This window comes from Dysgonomonas mossii DSM 22836 (genome assembly GCF_000213575.1).
GTDB lineage: Bacteria > Bacteroidota > Bacteroidia > Bacteroidales > Dysgonomonadaceae > Dysgonomonas > Dysgonomonas mossii.
In genome coordinates this window covers 135911-156116 of record NZ_GL892004.1, presented here as the reverse complement: position 1 = coordinate 156116, position 20206 = coordinate 135911, and the positions used below count along the sequence as shown (strand labels likewise).

Sequence of the window (20206 nt, the reverse complement as noted above, 5' to 3'; positions counted from 1 at the left end):
AATATATGATAATTAAAAAATTAGGATTGTTAGGTATATCCGTATTGTTTGGTTTGTATTCAACATGTTTGGCTCAAGACAATCTAGAAAAACGTATTGAAAACCTCCTTTCAAAAATGACCCTTGAAGAAAAGATAGGGCAAATGAATCAGGTTAGTTTCTTCGCTGTAGACGATAAGGCTATAGCTCAATATAGCGAAGATGATATGAATACCTTCCTCGAAAGAATGGGCATTGCCGGTGGTCAGGGGCAGAAAAAGACTTCGCAGATGACCAAGACTGAAAAGGTTGCTCTCATCCGGCAAGCTGCGGCGCAGATGTTGGATAATAGCATCATTCAGCCTATTAAGGCGGGTGGGATAGGCTCTTTACTGAATGTTACCGATCCGGAAATGGTTAACAAGCTTCAGAAAGAAGCGATGGAAAACAGCCGGCTGGGTATTCCTCTGATTATAGGACGTGATGTAATTCACGGATTTAAAACAATATTTCCAATTCCATTAGGGCAGGCAGCTTCTTTCAGTCCACAAATAGTGGAAGAGGGGGCACGTGTTGCTGCCGTAGAAGCTCGTTCTACAGGAGTGACATGGACATTCGCTCCGATGCTTGATATATCTCGTGATGCACGTTGGGGACGTATAGCCGAAAGTCTTGGGGAAGATCCATATCTGGCAGGTATACTGGGAGCTGCTATGGTAAAGGGATTTCAAGGAAATGGAAATCTCAATGATCCGAATTCTGTTGCTGCATGTGTAAAGCATTTTGTGGGATATGGCGCAGCCGAAGGCGGACGTGACTATAACAGTACAAATATACCTCCGATTTTATTGCACAATGTATATCTGTCTCCATTCCAACAGGCAATTAAAGCAGGTGCTGCAACAGTTATGACTTCATTTAATGATAATGATGGTATTCCTGCTTCGGGGAATAGTTATATACTGAAAAAGGTTTTGCGTGACGAATGGAAATTTGATGGATTTGTTGTTTCCGATTGGGCTTCCATGACAGAGATGATCGCTCACGGATTTGCTAAGGATGGCAAGCAAGTAGCTGAAATATCAGCCAATGCGGGTCTGGATATGGAAATGGTTAGCGGTTCGTATGTTCAGTATTTGCCGCAATTGGTAAAAGAAGGAAAAGTTTCGGTAGAAACGATAGATAATGCGGTGCGTAATATACTCCGTATCAAATTCGGGATGGGGCTGTTCGAAAACCCTTATGTAGATATCAAAAAAGAATCTGTTTTATACGCAGATGCACATCTAAAAGCAGCAAGACAGGCTGCTATAGAGTCCGCTATCTTGTTGAAGAATGATAATAATATATTACCCTTGTCTCGGAGCAAAAAGGTGGCTATTATAGGACCAATGGCAGATGCGCCACACGATCAGATGGGAACATGGGTTTTTGACGGAGATAAGAATTACACAGTAACTCCTGTTGCTGCACTCAAAGGAGAATATAAAGATGTTAATTATGTGTATGAACAAGGATTAGCATATTCCCGTGATAAAAGTACAGCCAATTTTGAGAAAGCAAAACAAGCTGCAGCCTCGGCTGATGTGGCTGTAGTTTTCTTGGGAGAAGAAGCAATCCTTTCGGGAGAAGCTCACTCTTTATCCAATATCAATCTGATAGGATTACAATCAGACTTGCTGAAGGCGGTAAAAAGTGCAGGTAAACCTGTAGTATTAGTCATTATGGCAGGTCGCCCACTGACGATAGAGCGAGATCTTCCGTATGCCGATGCTGTGTTATTTAACTTCCATCCCGGAACAATGGGAGGCCCTGCTATTCTCGATCTATTATTCGGGAAAGCTAACCCAAGTGGAAAGCTTCCAGCTACGTTTGTACGTGAGGTGGGACAGATACCGATGTATTACAATCACAACAATACAGGACGTCCGGCTCCTGAAAAGGTGATGACACTCGATGATATTGCGCTCGAAGCAGGACAGACCTCTCTTGGTAATACATCCTTTTACTTAGATTCGGGTAAAGATCCGCTGTTTCCTTTCGGATATGGACTTTCTTATACGACATTCGAATATTCAAATATAACGCTCTCCGCTTCAACCATTCCTATGGATGGTACACTGACAGTAAAAGCAACTCTTAAAAATACAGGAAGTGTAGATGGAACAGAGGTTGCCCAACTGTATGTACAGGATATTGTAGGCTCTGTTGTACGCCCTGTAAAGGAATTGAAAGGCTTTCAACGAGTAGCACTGAAAGCAGGAGAGACAAAAACAATTGAATTTAAACTTACAACTGATGACTTAGCATTCTACGGTCGAGATTTAGTAAAGAAGGCTGAAAAAGGTGATTTTAATGTTTGGGTAGGCGGTCATAGCAACGCTACCCTAAAGGGTACTTTCTCTGTGACAGAATAAAGTACAACAAGAGGCTGTCTTATCTAAGAATGGTAACGGATTTTTAAGACAGCCTCTTCTTATGTCAAAATGCAATTATAATATAAAAACTATGAGAAAATTATTTTACTTATTGCCCTTGCTTATAATCTTTCTATCCTGTCAATCGAAGAAGGAAGAGAAACAATCCTCCGATCGTTTCATCCGTGTAGAGGGACCTGATTTGATAAAGCCCGATGGTAAAAAGTTTCTTATTCAAGGAATCAATTTGGGTAACTGGCTTAATCCCGAAGGATATATGTTTTTCTTTCAGGATGCAAGCTCATATCGCCTGATCAATGAGGCTTTTTGTGAAATGGTTGGGCCTGATTTTACAAATTGGTTTTGGAATGAATTTAAAAAGAATTATATAACAGAAGACGATATAAAATATATCAAACAAACCGGTATGAATTCAGTGAGGATACCGTTTCATTATAAACTCTTTACGAATGAAGATTATATGGGACAGGCTTCCGATCATAACGGTTTTGGAATGATAGATCAGGTAGTGGAGTGGTGTCGTCAAGAAGGTTTGTACGTTATACTGGATATGCATGATGCTCCGGGGGGGCAAACCGGAGATAATATTGATGATAGCTATGGATATCCTTGGCTGATGGAAAGTGAGCCGAGCAAAGAGTTGTTTTGTGATATATGGAAAAAAGTGGCAGAGCATTATGCTAATGACACCATCATACTGGGTTATGACCTGTTGAATGAGCCCATAGCACATTATTTTCTCGAAGAACATGCTCATCTGAACGATTCGTTAGAGCCGCTATACAAAAGATGTGTAGACACGATCCGCATGGTAGATAAGAATCACATTGTGTTGCTTGGCGGAGCACAGTGGAATGGAAACTTCAAGGTGTTTAAAGACTCTAAATTTGATGATAAACTGATGTATACCTGTCATCGCTACTGGTGCGACACATTGCAGTCTAATATTCAGGATTTTGTGCAGTTTAGAGATAGCGTGAATTTACCAATTTATATGGGCGAAACGGGCGAAAATACAGACCAGTGGATTGCCGGATGGACACGCCTGATGGAGCGTAATAATATAGGATGGCATTACTGGCCATATAAGAAAATGGTTCCGAATAGCTGTATGGTAACGATACCTAAGCCCGAAAACTGGGATGTGATAGTAGAATACACCAAGCAAGACAGGGGAAATTTTGCAAAAATACGAGCAGCAAGACCAAATCAAGAGGTGGTGAAAAAAGCGATGACTGATTTGCTGGAAAATATGAAATTTAAACATTGCAAGAAAAACGCCGGATACATTTCCGCATTGGGCATGAAGCCCTGATGTTGGGTCTGAAAATATAATCTCCTCGCTTAGTGATTAAGCATTTATTGTAAATAGAGATTGGGAAAGGGATTACGTTATAGAAATATAGTAGTCCCTTTCATTTTTTACTCCTCGTCTTTTTGCTCTTTTTTATATTCCATCGACATGGCAATGGTACCATATAAAGTAAGTATAGCGGCAATAAGTATGGTGACTACCCATCCTGTAATATTTACAAACATCAGATAGGCTGATACGCACATCAGCAGTGCCGCAAACACCATTATATTGAAGAGTCGCTTCCCTCGGAAGCTCTTTCCCGGATAAGGCGTCGTAAAGGTAATGGCTGTATACCCCACAGCTCCAGCTATCAGTATATATTTGGCTATTTCGGGCTGGAAATAATAAATAATTGCAGCTAAAAGAATTAGTATAGCTGATATTTGAAACAGGATGTTTTTAAGCTTAGGATTTTGCTTCATTACAAAATTAGATATGTTATTCTACCACAAAGACATCTTCATCGTCTTTTTTAAGCAGGTAGTTTTCGCGTGCGAATTTTTCGATCTGGTCTTTATCAGATTCCAGCAACTTCAATTTTTCCTTATCTTGTTCCGTTTTCTCACGGTAATAATCTATCTGACTATTCAACTCCATTATTTTTGCATCGTATCCAAAGCGGGCAAATATATTACTATCGCTGATAAAGAATGCAAAAAATATGATTACCAATATAATAAGTAACTGTACTTTTGTATATCTGGTAATAAGATAGTTGAATATAGATTTGAAAATCTTCATAAAAACCAAAAACAATTAAGATAATCCGGATGTACTATACTCCGTCTACAAAGATATATATTTGTAGTTATAAATAAATGAAATAAGGTTAAAAGATATTCTTTATGGATATCAGCTTATCAATATAGCAGGATGGCAAAAGAAGATAATATAGTCAGGAAATACAGGAATTATCTATTGTTGGAGAAATCATTATCGCCCAATTCCATTGATGCATATATGACTGATTTGGCTAAACTGTCAGGCTTTCTCCAAAATGAGAATCTGAAAGTAGAAGACGTTACGCTCGATAATCTGCAACAGTTTGTAGCTCAGTTGTATGATATAGGAATAAATGCACGTTCTGTAGCAAGGATCATCTCAGGGATAAAGTCGTTTTATGATTTCTTGGTGTTGGATGGCTATATGCAAAACGACCCGACCGAATTGCTTGATAGCCCGAAGATCGGATTGAAGTTACCAACCGTACTTGCTCTTGACGAAATAGAAAAATTAATGTCGGTGATCGATCTGTCAACAAAAGAAGGACAACGCAATCGTGCAATCTTAGAAACCCTCTATAGTTGCGGTTTGCGTATATCGGAACTTACTACACTCAAATTCTCCGATCTGTTTTTTGATGAAGGTTTTATCAAGGTACAAGGCAAGGGGAGTAAGCAGCGTCTTGTCCCTATATCGCATACGGCAATCAAGGAAATAGAAAAATATTTGATATACCGCAAGGAAATAAATGTAAAGAAAGGTTCGGAGGATGCCCTCTTTCTAAGCAACAGAGGTACTGCGATATCCCGTATTATGGTCTTTCATTTCATTAAAGAATACGCTATACAGGCCGGCATAAAGAAAACGATCAGTCCGCATACCTTCCGCCATTCGTTTGCGACGCACTTGCTTGAAGGTGGGGCAAATATCAGAGCCATTCAGTTGATGCTCGGACACGAAAAGATCACCACTACCGAGATCTACACGCATATGGACAGAGAGTATTTGCGTCAGGAAATCATAGAACATCACCCACGTAATAGGCGATAGAGACTTATATAAAATAGGCTGTCCTAAAAGTAAAATTACATAACCATAGAGCTACTCTCTTTGCCATTCTGAATGTAATGAAGAATCTTGACTCTCGGGACACGAGATGTTTCACTTCGTTCAACATGACAAAGAGGATGTAAAAAATACTTTTAGGACAGCCTATTTTATTCTTTCTATTCTTTTAATCGTGCTGCGTAACCCCTTTCCAACTATCAGTTCTGAAAGGTGCGGCAGGCAATCCTTCTTCGTTAAACAGATTCACATCAGGATTATTCGCCCAAGAATAGCGTACAGCCACAGGATTAGCTATCTTCTCTGAATAAACCACCACTTTATCTCCGTCGATATAAGCCTTCGCCCATTCAAATTTCTGATCTGCTCCTGCAATGGCAAAACCTTCAACGTATCCGTACTTGTTCTTTACGCATAGCCCTTTGCCTGTGTTGTTGTACGAAATGATTGCTTTATTACCTTCAATATTCATTGCCTTAAATGTAGGACCTGAATATACGATATCTTTCTTGCCATAATCTTTATTGAGTGCGATAAGAGCAAGGCGAAGACCAACATCCTGTTTGTTGCGAGGGTGAATGTCATCTGCATCGCCTATATCTGTAATCACAGCTTCACCTGTTTGAGAAAGAGAAAGTGTCATTGTTTGGGCTTCACGCAATTCCGCCCATTCGCTATTCACCGGCTTGTCGTCCTTTGCCGTATAGCTAGCCAGCTGTACCCAGTAGAATGGGAACTCGTAGCCCCATTTTGTACGCCAGTTGTTTATCATTGTGGGGAATAGGGTACGGTAATTGTAAGCCTGCGATGCATTATTTTCTCCCTGATACCAGATAGCTCCTTTGATGGCTAATCCGGTTATAGGGTTTATCATGCCGTTGTATAGCAGCGAATAATACATATTCGGAGAAATATCGATAAACTTATACATTCTGTTGGTTACGGCTTCTTTGTATTGCCATTCTCCGGCCAAAGGGTATTGTTTGCCTTGCACTTGCAGATACATTTGTTCAGCTTTTCCATATATACCGCCGCCGCCACCGTTATCGGTGATTTTTACAACAATGGTATTGTCTCCACTTTTTAGTACATTTTCCGGTATCTTGTAGCTCCTCTTCACTGCATAACCTTCTGTTTCTCCAATTTTTATGCCGTTTATCCATACAATGTCATTGTCGTCTATTACGCTTAAGTCTATTGTTGCAGCTTTTCCTTCACTTTCTTTTGGTAGTGAAATGTTATATTTGAACCATACGATACCATCAACATTGCCTATCACATTTTCCCACATCTGCGGCAATTGCATCTTGTTCCACGCTGAGGTATTGAATGAAGGGTCGTACCATTTTTCACTGATGCCCGGATCGTTATTCAGTGCATTCAGATATTGGGCTTTGTTTTCTTCATTGGTTTTGGCAAACTCATCAAAGTTGTCAACCTTAAAGTCTTTGTATCTTTCTCTGAATTTCTCGGGAAGGCTGTTAAAAGCATCACTACTTGTCCATGTTTCTATATCTGTTCCTCCCCACGAGGAGTTGATAATCCCTACAGGAATGTTCAGTTCTTTATTCAATTTGCGCGCAAAAAAGTATGCAACGGCAGAAAACTCCGATACTGTTTGAGGGGAACATACCTGCCATGTTCCGCCTAGATTGTCTTTGGGTTTCATGCTGATATCTTTCACTACGTTGAACGCACGTATCTGAGGGTAATTGGCATCCTTTATTTCCTGTTCATAATTATAAACTGACCCCCATCCGTGTACAGCCATTTCCATGTTCGATTGTCCCGAACATAGCCATACTTCACCGATAAGGATATCATTCAATGTGATGCTATTCTTCTTTCCTTTTACTTCCATTGTATAAGGACCGCCATACGATACAGGATTGAGTGTTGCAACCCAAGCTCCGTTCTTATCAGCCTTTACTTTTTTTATTTGATTCAGGAAGTGTACTTCAACAGCTTCATTCTTGTCAGCCCAACCCCATATTTTGATAGGTTTGTCACGCTGAAGAACCATGTTGTTGGAGAAGATGTTAGCTAGTTTTACTTCTGCGTGAAGTACTGATGCAAAGCACAAAAAGCAGAAAAAGGGTAAGAGTAATGTTCTTTTTGTCATGGTATTAAATCTTTTCTGTAAAAATAAACATTAAAAATTTATTTTTAAAGCAAATGTGAAACAAGTATTTTTCTCTTGCCTTGTTAAGGCTCACAGGTATTCATTATCAGTGAAACAAAAAAAGTTTATCTTTGTTATAATATTCGGATCCCAACTAAAAAACAACATAAAATTCATATGAATTACTTTAATTATAAAAGACGTCTGTCATCCGAAACCAGAATAGGGAATACTCCACTGGGCGGAAATAACCCTATCAGGGTACAGTCGATGACAAACACCAATACGAACGATACAGAAGCAAGTGCCGAACAGGTAATAAGAATAGTAGAAGCCGGAGCCGACTATGTGCGCCTTACAGCACAGGGGGTTCGCGAAGCTGATAATCTGAAAAATATAAAAGAAGTGGTGCGTGGGCGAGGATATAATACTCCGCTCATTGCCGATATACACTTCAACCCTCGTGCAGCCGAGGCCGCAGCTAAGGTTGTAGAAAAAGTGCGGATCAATCCGGGAAACTTTGTAGACAGAGTAAAAACGTTCGAAACATTTGAGTATACCGATGAAGAATATGCTCAGGAAATAGATAAAATACGAGCTAAACTCGTTCCTCTACTTGATATCTGTAAAGAACATAAGACAGCTATCCGTATCGGAGTAAATCACGGTTCTCTCTCCGATCGTATTATGAGCCGCTATGGTGATACACCTGAAGGAATGGTAGAATCCTGTATGGAATTTTTACATATCTGCCTCGAAGAAAGATTTAAGGATATTGCCATTTCGATGAAGACATCAAACACGGTGGTAATGTCGAAGGCTGTACGCCTGCTGATTGCCCGTATGGAAAAAGAAGGTCTTAATTTTCCTTTGCATTTGGGTGTAACCGAGGCCGGAGACGGTGAAGACGGACGTATCAAGTCAGCGGTTGGTATAGGCTCGCTTCTTTCGGATGGAATCGGAGATACGATTCGTGTATCGTTGAGTGAAGACCCTGAGTATGAAGTGCCGGTTGCTCGTAAGCTGATAGCATATATTAAGCAAAAAGAAAATCATCCTGAAATAGTAGCCACAGCAAGCGATAAGTTCTCTCCTTTTTCTACTGACAGACGTGAGACGTATGTAGTCCGAAATATAGGAGGTGATAGTGTTCCTGTTGTCATTTCAGATCGTTCGCAAGGTAATTTTGAGCTAAATAGCCATTTCTTGCCTGATTATTTATATGTAGGCAAGGAGCTTCCTATTGCTGCACCTCGGGCAATTCCTTCTATTATAGACTTTGAGGGCTGGAAAGGTGAGAAAAATACTTATCCGTTGTTTGATAAATCGAATTGGAATAAAATCAGCGAAACAGATTCGGCTATAAAATTCCTCCGCTTGTCTTATCCTGAGTTGGATAAAGATATTTTAGCATTGTTGAAGAATGATAAGTCTATCGTTGTTATTCTTTCTACCGATCATATCAACGGAGTAGGCGAACAGCGTGCTTTTATCCACGCATTGATGAATAACGATTGCGATACACCTGTTGTTCTCAATCGCCGCTATACAGAAAATGAGTCGGAAGACATTCAGATAAAAGCCGCAGCAGACTTCGGGACATTGTATCTCGATGGATTTGGGAATGGCATTATGTTGCAGAACGAAGGAGCAATTCCTCTAAAAAATATCGATGCGTATATGTTTGGTATTTTGCAGGCATCACGAGTGCGTACAAGCAAAACCGAATATATTTCGTGTCCGAGCTGTGGACGTACCTTATTTGATCTACAAACAACCGTTGCATTGGTGAAAGGGGCAACTTCGCACCTGAAACATCTTAAAATAGGTGTGATGGGATGTATTGTCAATGGTCCCGGAGAAATGGCTGATGCCGATTATGGCTATGTAGGTGCAGAGAAAGGCAAAATTTCTCTTTACAAAAAGAAGAACCTAATAGAGAAAAATATTTCTTCAGCGGAAGCTGTAGAACGTCTTGTTCAGCTTATAAAAGAAAATGGTGATTGGGTAGAGCCCGAAAACTAAAAAATTATAAAAATAGAGCAGCAGAGGATACATCGTTTCCCCTGCTGCTCTCTTTTTATACTATATCCTCAGATTTACACTAAAATCCCTCAATTCCTTTTATATATAAAAATAGAACATATAAATTATGCTCTGAAAGCTTCATTATTAATTCGTTTAAATCTGAAGAAATAACTATATTTGCGCCAATAAAAAATTGCAAGATATTCGGCTATGGAATACAACTTTAAAGAAATAGAAAAACGTTGGCATCAATATTGGATTGATAATAAAACTTACAAAGTAAAAGAGGATAAAAGCAAACCTAAATATTATGTCCTTGATATGTTCCCTTATCCCTCAGGAGCAGGGCTGCATGTAGGGCATCCGCTCGGATATATCGCATCCGATATATATTCCCGCTACAAAAGGCTGAAAGGTTTCAATGTTCTCCATCCAATGGGTTATGATGCTTACGGACTTCCTGCCGAACAATATGCTATACAGACAGGGCAGCATCCTGCCATTACTACGGCACAGAATATAAACCGCTACCGTGAGCAGTTGGATAAGATTGGCTTCTCATACGATTGGAGCCGTGAGATTCAGACCTGCGACCCCAGATATTATAAATGGACGCAATGGGCATTTATCCAAATGTTTAACAGCTACTACTGCTATGATGAAAATCAGGCACGCCCGATTGCGGAACTAATCGCAGCTTTCGAACAAGTTGGTACAGAAGGTTTAAATATAGCTTGCAGCGAAGAATTGCAATTTAGCGCTGCCGACTGGAAATCATATACCGAAAAACAAAAGCAAGAAATATTGCTCAACTACCGTATAGCCTACCGTAGCGAAACAACTGTAAACTGGTGTCAGGCTTTAGGAACTGTGTTGGCTAACGATGAGGTTATAAATGGCTTGTCGGAGCGTGGGGGATACCCTGTAGAACAACGCTTGATGCGCCAGTGGAGCTTGCGTGTGTCGGCCTATGCACAGCGTTTGCTCGAAGGTTTGGATAAAATAGACTGGAGTGATTCTATCAAAGAAACACAACGCAACTGGATTGGGCGTAGCGAAGGTGCAGAAATGAAATTCAAAGTAAAAGATTCGGATGTTGAATTCGAAATCTTTACTACCCGTGCCGATACCATCTTTGGTGTTACATTTATGGTACTTGCTCCCGAAAGCGAATACGTTCCTCAGGTGACAACAGCGGAGCAAAAGGCTGAAATAGAGAAATATCTGGATGCTACAAAACGCCGTACTGAGCGTGATCGCCTGATGGATAAAAAAATATCAGGAGTATTCACCGGTTCGTATGCTATAAATCCTCTTAACGGCAAAGAAATACCGATCTGGGTTTCTGACTATGTACTTGCCGGTTACGGTACAGGAGCAATAATGGCCGTACCGGGACACGATAGCCGTGACTATGCTTTTGCTAAACATTTCGACTTGCCGATTATACCTTTGATTGAGGGGTGTGATGTTTCGGAAGAAAGTTTTGACGCAAAAGAAGGGATCATGATGAACTCAGGATTCCTCGATGGTTTGACTGTTAAAGAAGCGATTGAGAAAACAAAAGAATATGTAAGAGAAAACAAGCTAGGACGTGTAAAAGTAAATTACCGTCTTCGTGATGCTATTTTCTCCCGCCAGCGTTACTGGGGAGAGCCATTCCCTGTATACTACAAAGAGGGTCTTCCTTACATGTTGCCATTAGATAAACTACCTCTTGAGTTACCCGAAGTAGATAAATATTTGCCTACCGAATCGGGAGAACCGCCATTAGGCCGTGCTACTAAATGGGCATGGGATGAAGCCAATGAAAAGGTTGTAGATACTGCTAAGGTAGACCACAAGACAATATTCCCACTCGAGCTAAATACAATGCCGGGATTTGCCGGTTCATCGGCATATTATCTGCATTACATGGATCCATATAATGATCAGGAGCTGGTTTCGAAAGAAAAAGATGAATACTGGCGCAATGTTGATTTGTATATCGGTGGTACAGAGCATGCTACGGGTCACTTGATATACAGCCGTTTCTGGGATAAATTTTTATTCGACATAGGCGTTTCGTGTGAAGATGAGCCATTCAAAAAGCTGATTAATCAGGGTATGATACAAGGGCGTAGCAGCTTGGTATATCGTATCAACGGAACAAATACATTTGTCTCTTATAACCTGAAAGATGAATATGAAACTTCAGAAATCCATGTGGATGTAAATATTGTGCATAATGATGTGCTTGATATAGATAGATTCAAAGCATGGAGACCTGAATACGAGACTGCCGAATTTATACTTGAAGATGGTAAGTATGTTTGCGGATGGAATATCGAAAAAATGGGTAAACGATATCACAATGTCGTAAATCCTGACGATGTAGCTGAAAAGTACGGAGCAGACACACTGCGTATGTACGAAATGTTCCTTGGGCCATTGGAGCAGTCCAAACCTTGGGATATGAATGGTATCGATGGTGTTCACCGCTTCTTACGTAAAGTGTGGAGTCTGTTCTATAAAGGTGAAGAGTTTGTTGTTATTGATGAAGAGCCAACAAAGGAAGAGCTAAAATCATTGCATAAGCTCATAAAGAAGGTCTCTGCCGATATCGAATCATTCTCATTCAATACATCTGTTTCAGCATTTATGATTTGTGTGAATGAATTGACTTCTTTAAAATGCAGTAAAAAAGCGATTTTGAAAGAGTTGATTACCTTGCTTGCTCCTTTTGCTCCATTCGTTTCCGAAGAGCTTTGGTCTGCATTGGGCAATACAACATCTGTTTGTGATGCCCAATGGCCTACTTTTAATGAAGAATATCTTGCAGAAGATTCATTCAAATATGGAGTTGCTTTTAACGGTAAGGTTCGCTTCGAACTTGATTTTTCAGCAGATGCCGTGCAGGCTGATGTAGAGAAAGCAGTGTTAAGTCATGAACTGGCTCAGAAATGGCTTGACGGAAAAACACCGAAGAAAGTAATCTTTGTTCCCAAGAAAATGATAAATGTCGTATTGTAATCAATAACAATCCATGCCTAAAAGATATTTAAAGGAGTTTTACTGGAAGGATTACGCAACTATATTTGTTGGACTGGCTCTGTATGCCGTAGGGCTTATTGGTTTTATAAAACCCGGAGGTATTGTTACCGGAGGATTAACGGGGATAGCCCTGCTTGTAGAATATGCTACAAGCAATAAGATTCCTTTGCAATACACCTATTTTCTTGTAAACTGTGGATTGTTGTTTGTGGCTCTTAAAGTTCTTGGTCTTAAGTTTATGATAAAGACCATCTATGGAGTTGTTGTGCTCACTTTTCTGCTTACTATTTGTCAGTCCATGATAACCGAGCCCATTGTGAAAAATGAGCCGCTTCTTTCGGGTGTTATCGGAGGGATGATGTGCGGAGTTGGGATAGGGTTGGTATTCAGTTCGAATGGTAGTACAGGAGGTACGGATATCGTTGTAGCACTTATCAATAAGTATAAGAATATAGCTTTTGGGCGAGGAATGCTTTTGTGCGACTTTGTGATAATTAGTTGTTCGTATTTTGTATTCCAGAATTATCAGACTATTATATACGGGCTTATTGTGATGGGTGTGATGACATATAGTATAGATATGGTTATCAATGGATTCCGTCAGTCGGTTCAGATACTTGTTTTCTCCGATAAATATGAGATTATAGCCACTGCCATAAATCATGAATTGCACCGGGGCTGTACTGTCCTGGATGGTATGGGATGGTATACGAAGAAGCCTACAAAGGTTCTGATTGTCTTAGCCAAACGCAACGAAGCACTGGAAATATTCCGCCTGATTAAAAGTATTGACGAAAAAGCATTTATCTCACAAAGTACTGTTCGGGGTGTTTATGGAGAAGGCTTTGATAAGATAAGGACATAAAATCATGGACTTGAAAGGTAAAAATATCATTCTCACAGGCGCCTCTTCAGGAATTGGGAGAGATATGCTCGATATTTTAGCCTTATATCCGAATGTCAAAATTGTAGCTGTTGCCCGTCATGCTGACCGTATCCCTCAAAAAGAGGGAGTTGTATATCCCTATGCTGCTGATGTAAGCAGTAAAGATGGAGTTGATAATGTATTCAATTATGCTCAGGAAATATTTGATGGCGGAGTTGATGTCTTTATCGCTAATGCCGGTTTTGCTTACCTCGAAAAAATAAATAACCCCGATTGGCAGCATATAGAAGATATTTTCAATCTGAACGTATTTTCCGCTATCTATTCACTGGAGAAGCTAGTAGCTGACAGTAACAATAAAAGAGTTGCATTTGCTTGTACTATATCGGGTGCAGGTCTGGTTTCTTTGCCTGCATATTCGCTCTACTGTTCTACAAAAGCCGCACTACACCATTTTGTGCAAACCTATAGGTACGAACAGTCCGAAAATTTACAAATAACAGCAGTTTACCCTGTTGCCACCCGCACTGAATTTTTTGATAAGGCAACCGGAGAAGATAATACGCCTTTGCCATTTCCTACACAAAACTCACAAACTGTAGCAAAAAAAATTATCAGAGGTATCGAAAAAGGGAAGGGGAATATTTATCCATCCTTATTGTTTCGTTTCTTTTTCCCCATTGGAAGGGCTTTCCCTCTTTTCCTGAAAATATATTCCGGGTTGGAAAAGCTGAAGGTTAGAAAATGGTTGTAATTACAGAATTTAAATCTAATAGAGTAAATAATATGTCAGATATATGTAAAAATTGTAGTACTCCTATCTCCGGGAAATATTGTTCAAACTGTGGGCAATCAACAACTACTGAACGTATTAATTTCCATTATATTATCCACGAAATACAGCATAGTGTTTTTCATGTAGATAGAGGAATTTTGTATACGATAAAAGAACTCATTACGAGACCCGGTGAGTCTATTCGCGAATATTTATCGGGTAAAAGGATTACCCATTTCAAACCGTTTTCATTTATTCTTATTTTAGGGACTATATATGGATTTATATGTTTTTTTCTAAAAGTATATCCTGAAAACTCATTTGCCTATCTTCAGACAGATGCTGCAGCCAATAATTACAGTCAATTGGTTTTCGATTGGATGTATGGGCATTATTCTTTTGTTATGCTGGCTTTTATTCCATTTTATGCATTAGCATCCTATATCGTATTTAAGAAGTCAGGCTACAATTTTGTGGAGTTTCTTGTAATAAGCTCATATATAGTAGGAATGCAGATTCTAATTCTTATTTTAACTTATCCTATTTATTACTTTACACTCTCCGTATGGGTTGTCATGCTGATTTTTTTATTTTGCTATTTATATCACTTTTGGGTATATATACAATTGTTTGGTCAAGATTCATGGATAAAAGCTGTATTTAAGACATTTATGAGCATGACGATATCATTTTTATTTATTGTAATAGCTTCTTTTTTAGTTACATTTGGATTGATCTTCATCAACTCTCGATAGAGATCTTTTAAGGTTTTAATCCTTTCTTCTTGTTTTTATAATATTCAAGGAGCTTATATCCCATAAGCCCGATTGCTATTCCAAATAATATACCGCAAATAACATCGATAGGATAATGCTTGGCAAGATAGATGCGGCTATATGCGACAATTGTAGCCCAAATTATTGCCAGATAACCATAATACTTAGAGCCGGTCTTACGGAATAATAAAAGGAAAAAAGTAGCCATCGTAAACGTTGTTGCAGAATGGGATGAGAAGAAGCTTGTGCTTGAGCTATATCTTTCTATTGCATGTATAATACCTGTCCAATCTTGATTGTGTATCGGACGTGGACGTTCTACCATCATCTTAATAATATTGGTTAATAATGCACTTGCACCGATAGAAAGCAGAAAAAAAGTAACAGATGTTTTCCTCCATGTCTCTAATCTGTAATAGATAAATACAGCCATCAGAATACACATAATCACCCAGAAATGGTACGAACTGAAAAATAACATAACAGGGTCGAGCCAACCCATATGTTTACTGTTCAGATACAAAAAGAGTTCTTTATCCCATTCTATAATTTTGTGGAGCATTGGCGTATATCTTGAAAATGAACCACAAAGAAATATTATTTTACGAATAAAATAAAGAATATTTAAATCTTTTATATTTTTAGTAATTGCAAATCAATCGGTATCTGTCTGTAAATTGAATATATTGATGTAAATTTGCAACTATACATTATGGAAGGAACATTTAATATACACAGGGAGAATATAAATGAAAATGAGAAGGAGTTTGAGAATGCGTTGCGCCCTCTCACCTTTCAGAGTTTTCGTGGACAGAGTAAAGTTGTAGAAAATTTACAAGTCTTTGTGACAGCTGCAAAAATGCGTGGCGAATCGCTCGACCATACGCTGTTGCATGGCCCTCCCGGACTTGGTAAAACAACCCTGTCGAATATTATAGCCAACGAACTTGGTGTCGGGTTCAAGATCACATCAGGCCCTGTATTGGATAAGCCCGGAGACTTGGCTGGACTGCTTACTTCGCTCGAACCAAACGATGTCCTTTTTATAGATGAAATACACCGCCTATCGCCCGTTGTGGAAGAATATCTGTATAGTGCGATGGAGGACTATCGCATCGATATAATGATAGATAAAGGGCCTAGCGCACGTTCGGTACAAATAGAGCTCAATCCGTTTACCCTTGTTGGTGCAACTACTCGTAGTGGTTTGCTTACAAGCCCTTTGCGTGCCCGTTTTGGGATAAACATGCACCTCGAATATTACGATATAGATACCCTTGTACATATTATCTTACGATCGGCAGATATATTGAATGTACCTGCTTCGAAAGATTCTGCTATAGAAATTGCTTCACGCAGTCGTGGTACACCTCGTATTGCAAATGCTTTGCTGCGTCGTGTGCGTGACTTCGCTCAGGTAAAAGGGTCTGGGAAGATAGACAAGGATATCGCTTCTTATGCTCTCGAAGCATTGAATATAGATAAGTATGGATTGGATGAGATAGATAATAAAATATTGCTTATTCTGATTGATAAATTCAAGGGGGGGCCGGTAGGAATTTCCACAATAGCAACCGCACTGGGAGAAGACGGAGGAACGATCGAAGAAGTATATGAGCCGTTCCTTATCAAGGAAGGTTTTATGAAACGTACTCCGCGCGGACGTGAAGTGACAGACCTTGCCTACAAGCATCTGGGAAGGAAGAGAGACAGTGAGCAAGGATTTCTATTTTAAAAGAATAAAACATTGAACTTAGAATTATTTATAGCTAAGCGAATCCATTTTAGTAAAGGCGAAGGAGAGAAAAAAGCCTCTTCACCTGCTATTAAAATCGCTATTGCAGGTGTTGCAATAGGATTGGCAGCTATGATTCTGGCATTGTCTATTGTTATCGGTTTTAAGAAAGAGGTGCGCAACAAGGTTGTTGGCTTCGGCTCTCATATTCAGATTACCAACCTGAATAACACCACGTCTTACGAAACATTGCCGGTAGCTGTTACTCCCGGGCTTTTGGATACATTGAGCCATGAGACGGGTATAGCACATGCGCAAATATATGCTACAAAACCGGGTATCATAAAAACAGATAGTGCATTTCAGGGGATAATTCTAAAAGGAGTAGGGAAAGATTACGATTGGGACTTCTTCAAGAAGAATATGATTGACGGTAAGATCATCAACCCTGATGATACAACAATCACCAATCAGGTTATTATCTCGAAGAATATAGCCGATAAACTTAATCTGAAGACAGGCGATAGTTTTATTTCGTACTTTGTTCAGGAACGCAGTGCCCGTAAGTTTAATATCACGGGTATATACAGCACCAATTTTGAAGATTACGACAAACTGTTTGTTGTAACAGACGTACGGCTTATACAAAGGCTTAATAAGTGGCAACCCGATCAGGTGAGCGGTATAGAGCTGCTCGTTAACGATTTTGACCAACTGGATCAGCTTACACAAAATATCTATTTAGATATGATGACTTATCGGGATGTGGATGGTAATACTTTTCTAACCCGATCTATTAAAGAGATGAACCCGATGATATTCAGTTGGCTCGATCTGTTGGATATGAATGTATGGGTAATCATGATCTTGATGTTTTCTATTTCCGTTTTTACGATGATATCGGGATTGCTTATTATAATCTTGGAGCGCACCAATATGATTGGTATACTTAAAACCCTTGGTGCACGAAATTTTAATATCCGTAAAACATTTCTCTATGTGTCTTCATTCTTGATCCTGAAAGGTATGTTGTGGGGAAATATTATAGCCTTGACTGTGCTGTTGCTTCAACGGTATTTTGGCTTGATAAAGCTAGATCCCAATACTTACTATGTATCCGAAATGCCGGTGGATATAAATATATTACACATTATTCTTATAAACATTGCTACCTTAACCTTGTCGGTATTGGCTATGGTTGGGCCTTCTTATCTGATAGCAAAAATATCTCCTGCAAAATCACTTCGTTTCGAATAAGAGATTATTCGTGATGGTAAGGTTCGTTGTTTAAGATTGTCATTGCTCTATACAGCTGTTCCACAAATATAAGACGTACCATCTGGTGCGAAAAAGTCATGCGTGATAAAGTTAGTTTTTCATTCGCCTTTTGATATACTGCTTCCGAGAAACCATAAGGACCTCCGATGGCAAATATAAGCCGCTTGCTTACGGTATGTGTTTTCTTTTCTATATAGGTGGCAAATTGCATGGAGGTATATTCTTTTCCCTTATCATCCAGCAGAACGAGATAATCTCCCGGCTGTATGTTTTTTAATATCAACTCACCTTCCTTCTCCTTTTGCTGTTCCATCGTAAGGCTTTTGGTGTTTTTTATATCAGGTATAATTTGTATTTCGAAAGGGATATAATGCTCTAACCTTTTCTGGTATTCGTTTATAGCCTCTACAAAATAGCCTGCATCGGTTTTGCCTATAGCGAGAAGAATGATTTTCATACTTTCTAGTTTTTTCATTACAAAAATAGGCAACAATTTCTTGCTGCCTATCCTGTTATATCAAAAATAAGTTGTCTCCTTACTTCGTTGCATCAATTACCCCTCTGAAATAACCTATAGATTCGGCTATTCCCGCTAAAGGGGCTTTCATGTTTCGCTCGTATTCGAGGCTGCAAGCTCCCGAGTATTTTACTTCGCGAAGCATTCTCACAAAAGCAGGAATGTCTATTATGCCCCGACCGATTTCACCTGTCTTTCCGGCTTTAGTTGCTGCGGTTGTATTCTTCATATGGATGTCGAACACTCTGTCGCTGTACTTTTTCAGGTCGGCAATCGGATCATGTCCTGCACGTGCATCATGACCGATGTCGAGACACATTCCGATACGAGGGTCGAGGTCTTTTACATGTTCGTAGATATCAGCTGCATGCGGATATAGTTCGATGTCGGGGCCATGAAGGTGAATGGCATATTTGAAATCATATTCTTTTACTTTCTTGTCTACATAAGGCAGTAGTTCATGGTTGGGAACACCTACAATTAGTTTTACTCCCACACGTTTGGCATAATCAAAAGCTTTGTCCACCTCTTCTTTGGTCTTCATATAGATAGGGCCTACAGCATAACCTGTCACATCATACTTTGCCAGCTTAGCATGGAATGCAGCAATTTCTTCGTCGGTGCTATTCAGCGGAAGATGAAAATCTTTGATACAAAGATAATGCACATCTACCTCTTGCATCATTTTGAGGGTCTCATCCAGATTGAAATTTACAAATGTATATCCGGCTATGGCTACCTTAAATAATTCGCCATCATCTCGTTGCGTTTTCTCGGGTTCATTGGCAAAAAGAATTGTTGTGTGCGCGCACACTAAAAGTAGGAATAATCTTAGTGTTTTACTCATGGGTTACTTTTTTAGATATTTAGATTTTTATTTAAGATCATCACGGTGCACAAATATAACAATTCTCATAGAATAATATATCCTTATACCCAAAGCTTATATCTTTATATTTTATTAAATAGAGCTTATAATAAAAGGAGAATGACACATTTGGATAAAGAGGATTTCAGACGAGGAGTGTATGACGTTGTGAGGAGCATTCCGTATGGTCGGGCTACAAGCTATGGCGCAATAGCTAAAGCTATCGGCTATCCGAATATGTCACGTTTGGTAGGTCGGGTGATGGGAGAATGCAATTCTACTATATCCGGTATTCCGGCGCATAGGGTAGTAAATAGTCAGGGAGTACTCTCAGCCAAAGAAGCATTTGGAAACTCGAACGAAATGCAGAAGCTCTTAGAAGAGGAAGGAGTCAATATTATAAATGACCGAATCATCAATTGGAAGAAAGTATTCTGGGATCCTACCGAAGAGTTGACAATCGAATGATTTCCTTTATAGCAATTCGCTTTCTAAGAATAAAATTATCTAATAGAGTAAGCTTTGATATGCAAAATAAAAGAAAAAGGTAACAACAAAAAACATTTCAAAAAGTGTCACTTTTGTCACCTTTTGGCTATAAAGTGCTGATATATAGCGTTGAGTTC

At 39.4% G+C, this 20206-nt stretch carries 17 protein-coding genes; 11 read left to right on the top strand and 6 right to left on the bottom strand.

What is annotated here, in order from left to right; all coding sequences use genetic code 11:
- Positions 1 to 5 precede the first annotated feature (5 nt).
- Together bglX and HMPREF9456_RS00645 are read left to right on the top strand one after the other, a co-directional pair.
- A complete protein-coding gene (gene bglX / locus HMPREF9456_RS00650; protein WP_006841505.1) occupies positions 6 to 2396 on the top strand; it encodes a beta-glucosidase BglX in 2391 nt (796 codons plus the stop codon).
- Between the two features lie 91 nt (positions 2397 to 2487).
- Entirely contained in the window at positions 2488 to 3732 is a 1245-nt protein-coding gene (locus HMPREF9456_RS00645) for a glycoside hydrolase family 5 protein (RefSeq protein ID WP_026177006.1), read from the top strand.
- A 107-nt stretch (positions 3733 to 3839) separates the two neighbouring features.
- Here the strand turns inward: HMPREF9456_RS00645 and HMPREF9456_RS00640 are convergent, their stop codons facing one another.
- Together HMPREF9456_RS00640 and HMPREF9456_RS00635 are read right to left on the bottom strand one after the other, a co-directional pair.
- Positions 3840 to 4196: a hypothetical protein gene (locus HMPREF9456_RS00640; protein WP_006841503.1), complete on the bottom strand. Its 357-nt coding sequence runs from the start codon at positions 4194 to 4196 to the stop codon at positions 3840 to 3842.
- A gap of 16 nt (positions 4197 to 4212) precedes the next feature.
- Positions 4213 to 4515, bottom strand: a complete 303-nt coding sequence (locus HMPREF9456_RS00635; protein ID WP_006841502.1) for an FtsB family cell division protein — start codon at positions 4513 to 4515, stop codon at positions 4213 to 4215.
- A gap of 132 nt (positions 4516 to 4647) precedes the next feature.
- Here HMPREF9456_RS00635 and xerD point away from each other — a divergent pair, with 132 nt between their 5' ends.
- Positions 4648 to 5547 (top strand): site-specific tyrosine recombinase XerD, encoded by a 900-nt coding sequence (gene xerD / locus HMPREF9456_RS00630; RefSeq protein WP_006841501.1) that lies wholly within the window; start codon positions 4648 to 4650, stop codon positions 5545 to 5547.
- Between the two features lie 184 nt (positions 5548 to 5731).
- Here xerD and HMPREF9456_RS00625 read toward each other — a convergent pair whose 3' ends face one another.
- Positions 5732 to 7684: a sialate O-acetylesterase gene (locus HMPREF9456_RS00625; protein WP_006841500.1), complete on the bottom strand. Its 1953-nt coding sequence runs from the start codon at positions 7682 to 7684 to the stop codon at positions 5732 to 5734.
- Positions 7685 to 7861: 177 nt separating this feature from the next.
- Here HMPREF9456_RS00625 and HMPREF9456_RS00620 point away from each other — a divergent pair, with 177 nt between their 5' ends.
- The 5 genes from HMPREF9456_RS00620 to HMPREF9456_RS00600 all read left to right on the top strand — a co-directional run bounded on the left by HMPREF9456_RS00620 (position 7862) and on the right by HMPREF9456_RS00600 (position 15161).
- Entirely contained in the window at positions 7862 to 9709 is a 1848-nt protein-coding gene (locus tag HMPREF9456_RS00620; protein WP_006841499.1) for a 4-hydroxy-3-methylbut-2-en-1-yl diphosphate synthase, read from the top strand.
- Between the two features lie 213 nt (positions 9710 to 9922).
- Entirely contained in the window at positions 9923 to 12724 is a 2802-nt protein-coding gene (leuS, locus tag HMPREF9456_RS00615) for a leucine--tRNA ligase (protein WP_006841498.1), read from the top strand.
- A gap of 13 nt (positions 12725 to 12737) precedes the next feature.
- Positions 12738 to 13610, top strand: coding sequence for a YitT family protein (locus HMPREF9456_RS00610; RefSeq protein WP_006841497.1), 873 nt, complete (start codon positions 12738 to 12740; stop codon positions 13608 to 13610).
- Between the two features lie 4 nt (positions 13611 to 13614).
- Entirely contained in the window at positions 13615 to 14385 is a 771-nt protein-coding gene (locus HMPREF9456_RS00605; protein WP_006841496.1) for an SDR family NAD(P)-dependent oxidoreductase, read from the top strand.
- A gap of 32 nt (positions 14386 to 14417) precedes the next feature.
- On the top strand, positions 14418 to 15161 hold the full coding sequence (locus HMPREF9456_RS00600; protein WP_006841495.1) for a DUF3667 domain-containing protein: 744 nt from the start codon (positions 14418 to 14420) through the stop codon (positions 15159 to 15161).
- Positions 15162 to 15168: 7 nt separating this feature from the next.
- Here the strand turns inward: HMPREF9456_RS00600 and HMPREF9456_RS00595 are convergent, their stop codons facing one another.
- The gene (locus tag HMPREF9456_RS00595; RefSeq protein WP_006841494.1) at positions 15169 to 15744 is read right to left on the bottom strand and encodes a phosphatase PAP2 family protein; all 576 of its coding nucleotides are present in this window, start codon (positions 15742 to 15744) and stop codon (positions 15169 to 15171) included.
- 150 nt (positions 15745 to 15894) lie between these two features.
- On the opposite strand from HMPREF9456_RS00595, the gene ruvB reads away from it, so the two are divergent.
- Positions 15895 to 16917 (top strand): Holliday junction branch migration DNA helicase RuvB, encoded by a 1023-nt coding sequence (gene ruvB / locus HMPREF9456_RS00590; protein WP_006841493.1) that lies wholly within the window; start codon positions 15895 to 15897, stop codon positions 16915 to 16917.
- A gap of 12 nt (positions 16918 to 16929) precedes the next feature.
- On the top strand, positions 16930 to 18174 hold the full coding sequence (locus tag HMPREF9456_RS00585) for an ABC transporter permease (RefSeq protein ID WP_006841492.1): 1245 nt from the start codon (positions 16930 to 16932) through the stop codon (positions 18172 to 18174).
- A 4-nt stretch (positions 18175 to 18178) separates the two neighbouring features.
- Here HMPREF9456_RS00585 and rlmH read toward each other — a convergent pair whose 3' ends face one another.
- Both rlmH and HMPREF9456_RS00575 read right to left on the bottom strand, forming a co-directional pair.
- Entirely contained in the window at positions 18179 to 18652 is a 474-nt protein-coding gene (gene rlmH, locus HMPREF9456_RS00580; protein WP_006841491.1) for a 23S rRNA (pseudouridine(1915)-N(3))-methyltransferase RlmH, read from the bottom strand.
- A gap of 79 nt (positions 18653 to 18731) precedes the next feature.
- Entirely contained in the window at positions 18732 to 19559 is an 828-nt protein-coding gene (locus HMPREF9456_RS00575) for a sugar phosphate isomerase/epimerase family protein (protein ID WP_006841490.1), read from the bottom strand.
- 141 nt (positions 19560 to 19700) lie between these two features.
- Here HMPREF9456_RS00575 and HMPREF9456_RS00570 point away from each other — a divergent pair, with 141 nt between their 5' ends.
- Positions 19701 to 20048, top strand: coding sequence for an MGMT family protein (locus tag HMPREF9456_RS00570; RefSeq protein ID WP_006841489.1), 348 nt, complete (start codon positions 19701 to 19703; stop codon positions 20046 to 20048).
- Positions 20049 to 20206: the final 158 nt, after the last annotated feature.

Coding starts and splice junctions, on each gene's coding strand:
- bglX (WP_006841505.1), top strand. CDS start 6: ATGATAATTAAAAAATTAGGATTGTTAGGTATATCCGTATTGTTTGGT.
- HMPREF9456_RS00645 (WP_026177006.1), top strand. CDS start 2,488: ATGAGAAAATTATTTTACTTATTGCCCTTGCTTATAATCTTTCTATCC.
- HMPREF9456_RS00640 (WP_006841503.1), bottom strand. CDS start 4,196: ATGAAGCAAAATCCTAAGCTTAAAAACATCCTGTTTCAAATATCAGCT.
- HMPREF9456_RS00635 (WP_006841502.1), bottom strand. CDS start 4,515: ATGAAGATTTTCAAATCTATATTCAACTATCTTATTACCAGATATACA.
- xerD (WP_006841501.1), top strand. CDS start 4,648: ATGGCAAAAGAAGATAATATAGTCAGGAAATACAGGAATTATCTATTG.
- HMPREF9456_RS00625 (WP_006841500.1), bottom strand. CDS start 7,684: ATGACAAAAAGAACATTACTCTTACCCTTTTTCTGCTTTTTGTGCTTT.
- HMPREF9456_RS00620 (WP_006841499.1), top strand. CDS start 7,862: ATGAATTACTTTAATTATAAAAGACGTCTGTCATCCGAAACCAGAATA.
- leuS (WP_006841498.1), top strand. CDS start 9,923: ATGGAATACAACTTTAAAGAAATAGAAAAACGTTGGCATCAATATTGG.
- HMPREF9456_RS00610 (WP_006841497.1), top strand. CDS start 12,738: ATGCCTAAAAGATATTTAAAGGAGTTTTACTGGAAGGATTACGCAACT.
- HMPREF9456_RS00605 (WP_006841496.1), top strand. CDS start 13,615: ATGGACTTGAAAGGTAAAAATATCATTCTCACAGGCGCCTCTTCAGGA.
- HMPREF9456_RS00600 (WP_006841495.1), top strand. CDS start 14,418: ATGTCAGATATATGTAAAAATTGTAGTACTCCTATCTCCGGGAAATAT.
- HMPREF9456_RS00595 (WP_006841494.1), bottom strand. CDS start 15,744: ATGCTCCACAAAATTATAGAATGGGATAAAGAACTCTTTTTGTATCTG.
- ruvB (WP_006841493.1), top strand. CDS start 15,895: ATGGAAGGAACATTTAATATACACAGGGAGAATATAAATGAAAATGAG.
- rlmH (WP_006841491.1), bottom strand. CDS start 18,652: ATGAAAATCATTCTTCTCGCTATAGGCAAAACCGATGCAGGCTATTTT.
- HMPREF9456_RS00575 (WP_006841490.1), bottom strand. CDS start 19,559: ATGAGTAAAACACTAAGATTATTCCTACTTTTAGTGTGCGCGCACACA.
- HMPREF9456_RS00570 (WP_006841489.1), top strand. CDS start 19,701: ATGACACATTTGGATAAAGAGGATTTCAGACGAGGAGTGTATGACGTT.